Origin of the sequence: Aquabacterium sp. UBA2148 (assembly GCF_002328915.1) — a bacterium.
Taxonomy (GTDB): domain Bacteria; phylum Pseudomonadota; class Gammaproteobacteria; order Burkholderiales; family Burkholderiaceae_C; genus Aquabacterium; species Aquabacterium parvum.
Map to the genome: position 1 here is coordinate 17,320 of NZ_DCXA01000311.1, position 7,453 is coordinate 24,772.

Below are 7,453 nucleotides of genomic sequence, written 5' to 3' on the forward strand. Positions count from 1 at the left end.
AGGTCGGCCAGGCGCTCGAGGGCACCGGTGCCACCGCTGATCGCGATGGCGGCCGAGGTGGCGTTGTTCAGCTTCGAAGGCAGCGCAGCCAGGTCACCCAGGGCGCGGGCCTTGACCTCTTCCGAGGTCTCGAAAGCGAAGTCGTTCAGGCCCAGCATCGTGCCGAGCACACGCAGCACCTTCCAGGCCGGACGGGTCTCGCCCAGGGGCTTGACCACGCCGTGGAAGCCCTGTGCACGGCCTTCGGCATTGACGAAGGTGCCCGAGGTTTCGCTGAAAGGCGCGACCGGCAGGATCACGTCGGCGTACTCGGGGGCGGCGCCCTTGAAGGGGCTCATGACCACGACCATCTCAGCGGCTTGCACGGCTTGCACCGCGGCAGCCGGGTTGGCGCTGTCGAACTCGGGCTCGACGCCCAGCAGCACCAAAGCCTTGATCGATTTGCCCGACAGCATCTGGCCGGCGTTGAGGCCACCTTGCTGAGGCTGGGCACCGACGAGCTGAGCGCCCACGGTGTTGGCCGACTCGGACAGGTAGCCCAGCTTGGCGCCGGTCTTCTCGGCGATCCACTGGCCCAGGGCCTGCAGGGTGGCAGCTTGCGGGTGTTGCGCAGCGGCGTTGCCCAGCAGCACAGCCTTGTTCTGGCCCGACAGCAGCGAGGCGGCGATGGCCTTGGCGGCATCGGTAGCGGTGCCGTTGCAGGGGATGTCGATGCCCAGTTGGTTGGCGATCGCCACGGCCACGTCGCCCAGGGCCTGAGCCCAGGCGCTCGGCGCCACGGAGACGCGCTGAGCCAGGGGCATCAGCCAGTCGTCGTTGGCGCCGCCGATGGCGGACACCTTGGCGCCGCGCTTGGTGGCATGGCGCAGGCGCGAGGCGAACAGCGGGTGATCCTTGCGCAGGAAGGAGCCGACCACCAGGGCACGGTCCAGCGTGCTCAGCTCGGCCACCGGCAGGCCCAGCCAGCGGGCACCAGCACCGGTGGTGAAATCGGCGTTGCGCAGGCGGGTGTCGACGTTGTCGGAACCCAGGCCGCGAACCAGCTGACCCAGCAGGTACAGCTCTTCGACGGTGCTGTGCTCGGTGGCCAGCGCACCGATGGCGGCCGCACCGTGCTCGGTCTTGACGCCCTTGAGGCCGTTGGCCACGTATTCCAGCGCCGTGGTCCAGTCGACTTCACGCCACTGGCCGCCCTGCTTGATCATGGGCTGGGTCAGGCGATCGTCGCTGCCCAGGGCCTCGTAGCTGAAGCGGTCGCGGTCGGCGATCCAGCATTCGTTGACCGACTCGTTTTCGAGCGGCACCACGCGCATCACCTTGCCGTTCTTGACCTGCACGATCAGGTTGGCGCCGGTGGAATCGTGGGGAGAGACGCTCTTGCGGCGCGACAGCTCCCAGGTGCGGGCGCTGTAGCGGAAGGGCTTGCTGGTGAGCGCGCCGACCGGGCAGATGTCGATCATGTTGCCCGACAGCTCGGAGTCGATCGAACGACCGACGAAGGTCTCGATCTCGGAATGCTCGCCGCGGTTGGACATGCCCAGTTCCATCACGCCGGCGATTTCCTGGCCGAAGCGCACGCAGCGGGTGCACTGGATGCAGCGGCTCATTTCCTCCATGGAGATCAGCGGGCCGACGTCCTTGGGGAACACCACGCGCTTTTCTTCTTCGTAGCGCGACTTGCCCGCGCCATAGCCCACGGCCAGGTCTTGCAGCTGGCACTCACCGCCCTGGTCACAGATCGGGCAGTCCAGCGGGTGGTTGATCAGCAGGAACTCCATGACGGACTGCTGGGCCTTGATGGCTTTTTCGCTCTTGGTGCGAACGATCATGCCCTGCGTCACGGGCGTGGCACAGGCGGGCATGGGCTTGGGAGCCTTCTCGATGTCCACCAGGCACATGCGGCAGTTGGCCGCCACCGACAGCTTCTTGTGATAACAGAAGTGCGGGATGTAGGTGCCGTGTTCTTCGGCGGCCCGGATCAGCATGGAGCCTTCCTGGACCTGGACCTTTCGGCCGTCGATTTCGATTTCAACCATAGCGTTACTCACCTTTTCCTGTGCGCGGCAGGGCTTCCGCCGGGCCGCCCCAAGGAAGACCAGCCCCCGTGGGGGGCAGCGAGGTAATCCGAGCGTGGGGGCCCTTAGACATAGGCCGGGACCACGCAGGTCTTGTGTTCAATGTGGTGCACGAACTCTTCGCGGAAGTGCTTGATGAAGGCACGCACCGGCATCGCAGCGGCGTCACCCAGCGCGCAGATGGTGCGACCCTGGATGTTGTCGGCGACCGAGTTCAGCAAGTCGATGTCTTCGAGGCGGCCCTGGCCGGCCTCGATGCGCTGCACCACGCGCCACAGCCAGCCCGTGCCTTCGCGGCAAGGCGTGCACTGGCCGCACGATTCGTGCATGTAGAAGTAAGACAGGCGCAGCAGGCTCTTGACCATGCAGCGCGAGTCGTCGAGCACGATGACCGCGCCCGAGCCCAGCATGGAGCCCGCCTTGGCGATGGCGTCGTAGTCCATCGTCAGGCCCATCATCACGTCGGCGGGGATCACCGGCGAGGACGAGCCACCAGGGATCACGGCCTTGAGCTTGCGGCCCTTGCGAACGCCACCGGCCAGCTCCAGCAAGGTGCTGAAGGGCGTGCCCAGCGGGACCTCGAAGTTGCCGGGCATCTCGACGTCGCCCGAGACGGTGAACAGCTTGGTGCCGCCGTTGTTGGGCTTGCCGACAGCCAGGTAGGCCTCGCCACCGTTGCGGATGATCCAGGGAACGGCCGCGAAGGTCTCGGTGTTGTTGATGGTGGTGGGCTTGCCATACACACCGAAGCTCGCCGGGAAAGGCGGCTTGAAGCGAGGCTGACCCTTCTTGCCTTCGATCGATTCGATCAGGGCGGTTTCTTCGCCGCAGATGTAGGCGCCGAAGCCGTGGTGCGCGTGCAGCTGGAAGCTGAAACCGCTGCCCAGGATGTTGTCACCCAGGTAGCCGGCGGCGCGGGCTTCTTCCAGGGCCGCTTCGAAGCGCTCATAGACCTCGAAGATCTCGCCGTGGATGTAGTTGTAGCCCACCGAGATGCCCATCGCGTAGGCCGCGATGATCATGCCTTCGATGACGGTGTGCGGGTTGTGCATCAGGATCTCGCGATCCTTCGCCGTGCCCGGTTCACCCTCGTCCGAGTTGCACACCAGGTACTTCTGGCCCGGGAACGCGCGGGGCATGAAGCTCCACTTCAGGCCCGTGGGGAAGCCGGCACCGCCACGGCCACGCAGACCGGAAGCCTTGACCTCGGCGATGACGACGTCTTGCGTCATGCCTTCGCCGCCGTCTTTGCCCAGGATCTTGCGAAGGGCTGCGTAGCCACCACGCGCTTCGTAGTCCTTGATGGACCAGTTGCTGCCGTTGATGTCGGCGTAGATCTGGGGGTTGATGTGGCGGCCGTGGAAAACGGTTTCCTTGCCGGTCGCCTGGAATTGGGAGAGATCGATCATCGCCCTGCCCTTCACTTGGCTTTGGACTTCAGGAGGTCGAGCAGCTGGTCCAGCTTCTCGTTGCTCATGAAGCTCAACATCTGACGGTCATTGACCAGCATCACCGGCGCATCGGCGCAGGCACCCAGGCACTCGCTGGGCTGCACGGTGAACACGCCATCGGCGGTGGTGCCATAGGGCTCGACGCCCAGTTTGCTGCAGACGTGCTGCAGGGCCTTTTCACCGTCGCGCAGTTGGCAAGGCAGGTTGGTGCACACGTTCAGCTTGAACTGGCCCACCGGCTTCTGGTTGTACATGTTGTAGAAGCTGGTGACTTCGTGCACGGCCATCGGGGCCACGCCGAGGTAGTCGGCCAGTTCCTGCTCGCTCTCGGACGACACCCAGCCACGCTCCTGCTGGAGGATGGCCAGGCAGGCCATGACCGCGGAGATGCGCTGATCTGCCGGGTACTTGGCGAGTTCGCGGTCGAACCGCGCTTTGGTTTGTTCGCTCAACATGGTGGGGCTGCTCGTTGTCGCGTTCACTCAGCGGTCGATCTCACCGAACACGATGTCCATCGTGCCGATGATGGCCACGGCGTCGGCAATCATGTGGCCCTTGGACATCTCGTCCAGGGCGGCCAGGTGCGGGAAGCCAGGGGCGCGGATCTTCAGGCGGTAAGGCTTGTTGGCGCCGTCCGACACCAGGTAGATGCCGAACTCGCCCTTGGGGTGCTCGACCGCGGCATAGGCCTCGGACTCGGGCACGTGGAAGCCTTCGGTGAAGAGCTTGAAGTGGTGGATCAGCTCTTCCATCGAGGACTTCATCTCGACGCGCGAAGGCGGTGCGACCTTGTGGTTGTCGGTGATGACCGGGCCCGGGTTGGCACGCAGCCAGTCCACGCACTGCTTGATGATGCGGTTGGACTGGCGCAGCTCTTCGACGCGGACCACGTAGCGGTCATAACAGTCGCCGTTGGTGCCCACGGGGATGTCGAAGTCCAGCTTGTCGTAGACGTCGTAGGGCTGGTGCTTGCGCAGGTCCCAGACGATGCCCGAGCCACGCAGCATGGCGCCCGTCATGCCCATTTGCAGGGCACGTTCAGGCGAGACCACGCCGATGCCGACGGTTCGCTGCTTCCAGATGCGGTTGTCGGTCAGCAGGGTTTCGTACTCGTCCACCAGCTTGGGGAAACGCTGGGTGAAGTCGTCGATGAAGTCCAGCAGCGAGCCCTGGCGGTTCTCGTTGAGTTTCGAGATGGCGCGGGCATTGCGGATCTTGCTGGCCTTGTACTGCGGCATGGTGTCCGGCAGGTCGCGGTAGACGCCGCCCGGACGGAAGTAAGCCGCGTGCATGCGCGCGCCCGACACCGCTTCGTACATGTCGAAGAGGTCTTCGCGCTCGCGGAAGCAGTAAATCAGGATGTTCATGGCGCCGCAGTCGAAACCGTGGCAGCCCAGCCAGAGCAGGTGGTTCAGCACGCGGGTGATTTCCGCGAACATCACGCGGATGTACTGCGCGCGAACCGGCACGTCCACGCCCAGCATCTTCTCGATGGCCAGGCAGTAGGCGTGCTCGTTGCTCATCATCGAGACGTAGTCCAGGCGGTCCATGTAGGGCAGCGACTGGATGTAGGTCTTGGACTCGGCCAGCTTTTCGGTGGCGCGGTGCAGCAGGCCGATGTGGGGGTCGGCGCGCTGGATGACTTCGCCGTCCAGCTCCAGCACCAGGCGCAGCACGCCGTGTGCCGCAGGGTGCTGCGGACCAAAGTTCAGGGTGTAGTTCTTGATTTCAGCCATGACTCAGTGCTCCAGCGATCAGTGCAGACCACCGTAGTTGTCTTCGCGGATGATGCGCGGGGTGATCTCGCGCGGCTCGATGGACACCGGCTGGTAGATCACTCGCTTTTGCTCGGCGTCGTAGCGCATCTCGACGTGGCCGGACACCGGGAAGTCCTTGCGGAAAGGATGGCCGATGAAGCCGTAGTCGGTCAGGATGCGGCGCAGGTCTTCGTGGCCATCGAACACGATGCCGTAGAGGTCGAAGGCTTCGCGCTCGAACCAGTTGGCGGCGTTCCAGATCGGGTTGACCGACTTGACGACGGGGAAGTCGTCATCGAGGGCGAACACCTTCAGGCGCACGCGCCAGTTGTGGCTGACCGACAGCAGGTGGCTGACGACGCAAAAGCGCGGGCCGTCGGTGTAGATGCTTTCGGCACCGTCCTTGTAGGCGGAGTAGTCGATGCCGCACAGGTCCATCAGCTGCTCGAACTTCAGCGAGGCGTCGTCGCGCAAGGTGAGCGCCACGCCTTCATAGTCGGCAGCGGAAACGGTGATGGTGATCTCGCCGCGGTCAACGACCAGGCGCTTGATCTTGTCGCCCAGGACGGATTCCAGGGCGGCTTGCAGGGTGGCGAGTTTCTGGCTCATGCGCGTGCTTCCTGATCAGCGGGCGATGGTGTTCTCACGGCGGATCTTGGCTTGCAGCTGCAAGATGCCGTAGAGCAGCGCTTCAGCGGTCGGTGGGCAGCCAGGCACGTAGACGTCGACGGGCACGATGCGGTCGCAACCGCGCACCACCGAGTAGCTGTAGTGGTAGTAGCCGCCGCCGTTGGCGCACGAGCCCATGGACAACACCCAACGCGGTTCGGCCATCTGATCGTAGACCTTGCGCAGCGCCGGCGCCATCTTGTTGCACAGCGTGCCGGCCACGATCATCAGGTCGGACTGGCGCGGACTCGGGCGGAACAGCATGCCGAAGCGGTCGATGTCGTAGCGCGCGGCACCCGCGTGCATCATCTCGACGGCGCAGCACGCCAGGCCAAAGGTCATCGGCCACAGCGAGCCGGTCTTCGACCAGTTGATCAGGGTGTCGGCGGAGGTGGTGATGAAACCTTCCTTGAAAACGCCTTCGATGCCCATGTGATTACCTCTTCAGATTCCGTTGGTGCCCTGTGGTGGGGAGAAAGGGAGGCACGGCCTCCGTCATTCCCAGTCCAGCGCGCCCTTCTTCCATTCGTAGGCGAAGCCAACGACCAGGATGCCCAGGAACAACATGACAGTCAGGAAACCCGTCATGCCCACTTCCTTGAGGGCCACCGCCCAGGGGAAGAGGAAAGCGATTTCCAGGTCAAACAGGATGAACAGGATCGCGACCAGGTAGTAGCGAACGTCGAACTTCATGCGAGCGTCCTCGAAAGCTTCGAAGCCGCATTCGTAGGGAGAGTTCTTTGCCTCGTCAGGGCGACGAGGGCCGAGCAAAAAGCCCAGCAGTTGGGGCGCCACGCCGACACCCACGCCAACCAGGATGAAAAGGATGACTGGCAGGTATTGCTCAATGTTCATGGCCAAGGGCTTTCTGATTGAACGTCATGCTGCAGCGCACCAAGCGTGCGCTGCGCGATTGGAACACATCGACAAAACAAAAAGCGCGCCAGGCAACCCACCAGCCGGAAATAAAACCGACTCGGCAGCGGCCACAGCGCGCTCTCCTGAGAACCTCGAGCCACAGACACAACACCCTGACAGGGCGGTGTCGTCGCACATTTGATCAGCTACGAGCAAGCAACTGGCGCTGATCATGTGGGTGGACACAAAGACTCGTTTGATCTTTTGGTGCCGACGGCGAGACTCGAACTCGCACAGCTTTCGCCACTACCCCCTCAAGATAGCGTGTCTACCAATTTCACCACGTCGGCATTCGAATGGACGCCAAGTTGGGGACCTGACGTCAAGCTGCATCACGTCTTTGTGACCGCTTGTCGAACTTTGCTTCGGTTTGCCTGAGGATTGCTCACCGAAGACTCAGATTCTAAACCGAAAAACACTTCTTCACGCAGGGTGTGTGGCGTGAATGTGTACTTTCGTGCGCGCCCCCGGTTGTGACCGGGGGACGCACGCCTGACCTCACTTGGTGGGGATCAGGGCCGCGCCAGATGCGGGCGCAGCGGGCGCCGAGGCCGGCGCCGCGCCCGAGGCTTGAGCTGCGGAC

General features: G+C 63.8%; 7 protein-coding genes and 1 tRNA gene. All 8 read right to left on the reverse strand.

The window, feature by feature from the left end:
* A partial coding sequence (gene nuoG / locus B2W70_RS17265) for an NADH-quinone oxidoreductase subunit NuoG (protein ID WP_286747694.1) occupies positions 1–2,036 on the reverse strand: 2,036 nt, incomplete at its 3' end.
* A gap of 104 nt (positions 2,037–2,140) precedes the next feature.
* A complete protein-coding gene (nuoF, locus tag B2W70_RS17270) occupies positions 2,141–3,484 on the reverse strand; it encodes an NADH-quinone oxidoreductase subunit NuoF (protein ID WP_286747696.1) in 1,344 nt (447 codons plus the stop codon).
* An 11-nt stretch (positions 3,485–3,495) separates the two neighbouring features.
* Positions 3,496–3,981, reverse strand: a complete 486-nt coding sequence (gene nuoE / locus B2W70_RS17275; protein WP_286747698.1) for an NADH-quinone oxidoreductase subunit NuoE — start codon at positions 3,979–3,981, stop codon at positions 3,496–3,498.
* Between the two features lie 27 nt (positions 3,982–4,008).
* Positions 4,009–5,262 carry an NADH-quinone oxidoreductase subunit D gene (locus tag B2W70_RS17280; RefSeq protein ID WP_286747699.1) on the reverse strand — a complete coding sequence of 418 codons (1,254 nt, stop codon included), beginning with the start codon at positions 5,260–5,262 and terminating at the stop codon, positions 4,009–4,011.
* 18 nt (positions 5,263–5,280) lie between these two features.
* The gene (locus tag B2W70_RS17285; protein WP_286747701.1) at positions 5,281–5,892 is read right to left on the reverse strand and encodes an NADH-quinone oxidoreductase subunit C; all 612 of its coding nucleotides are present in this window, start codon (positions 5,890–5,892) and stop codon (positions 5,281–5,283) included.
* A 15-nt stretch (positions 5,893–5,907) separates the two neighbouring features.
* Positions 5,908–6,384 carry a NuoB/complex I 20 kDa subunit family protein gene (locus B2W70_RS17290; RefSeq protein WP_035035151.1) on the reverse strand — a complete coding sequence of 159 codons (477 nt, stop codon included), beginning with the start codon at positions 6,382–6,384 and terminating at the stop codon, positions 5,908–5,910.
* A 63-nt stretch (positions 6,385–6,447) separates the two neighbouring features.
* A complete protein-coding gene (locus B2W70_RS17295; RefSeq protein WP_058089261.1) occupies positions 6,448–6,807 on the reverse strand; it encodes an NADH-quinone oxidoreductase subunit A in 360 nt (119 codons plus the stop codon).
* 268 nt (positions 6,808–7,075) lie between these two features.
* Positions 7,076–7,160: transfer RNA gene (locus B2W70_RS17300), tRNA-Leu, on the reverse strand.
* Between the last annotated feature and the right edge of the window lie 293 nt (positions 7,161–7,453).

Coding starts and splice junctions, on each gene's coding strand:
- B2W70_RS17285 (WP_286747701.1), bottom strand. CDS start 5,892: ATGAGCCAGAAACTCGCCACCCTGCAAGCCGCCCTGGAATCCGTCCTG.
- B2W70_RS17295 (WP_058089261.1), bottom strand. CDS start 6,807: ATGAACATTGAGCAATACCTGCCAGTCATCCTTTTCATCCTGGTTGGC.
- B2W70_RS17290 (WP_035035151.1), bottom strand. CDS start 6,384: ATGGGCATCGAAGGCGTTTTCAAGGAAGGTTTCATCACCACCTCCGCC.
- nuoF (WP_286747696.1), bottom strand. CDS start 3,484: ATGATCGATCTCTCCCAATTCCAGGCGACCGGCAAGGAAACCGTTTTC.
- B2W70_RS17280 (WP_286747699.1), bottom strand. CDS start 5,262: ATGGCTGAAATCAAGAACTACACCCTGAACTTTGGTCCGCAGCACCCT.
- nuoE (WP_286747698.1), bottom strand. CDS start 3,981: ATGTTGAGCGAACAAACCAAAGCGCGGTTCGACCGCGAACTCGCCAAG.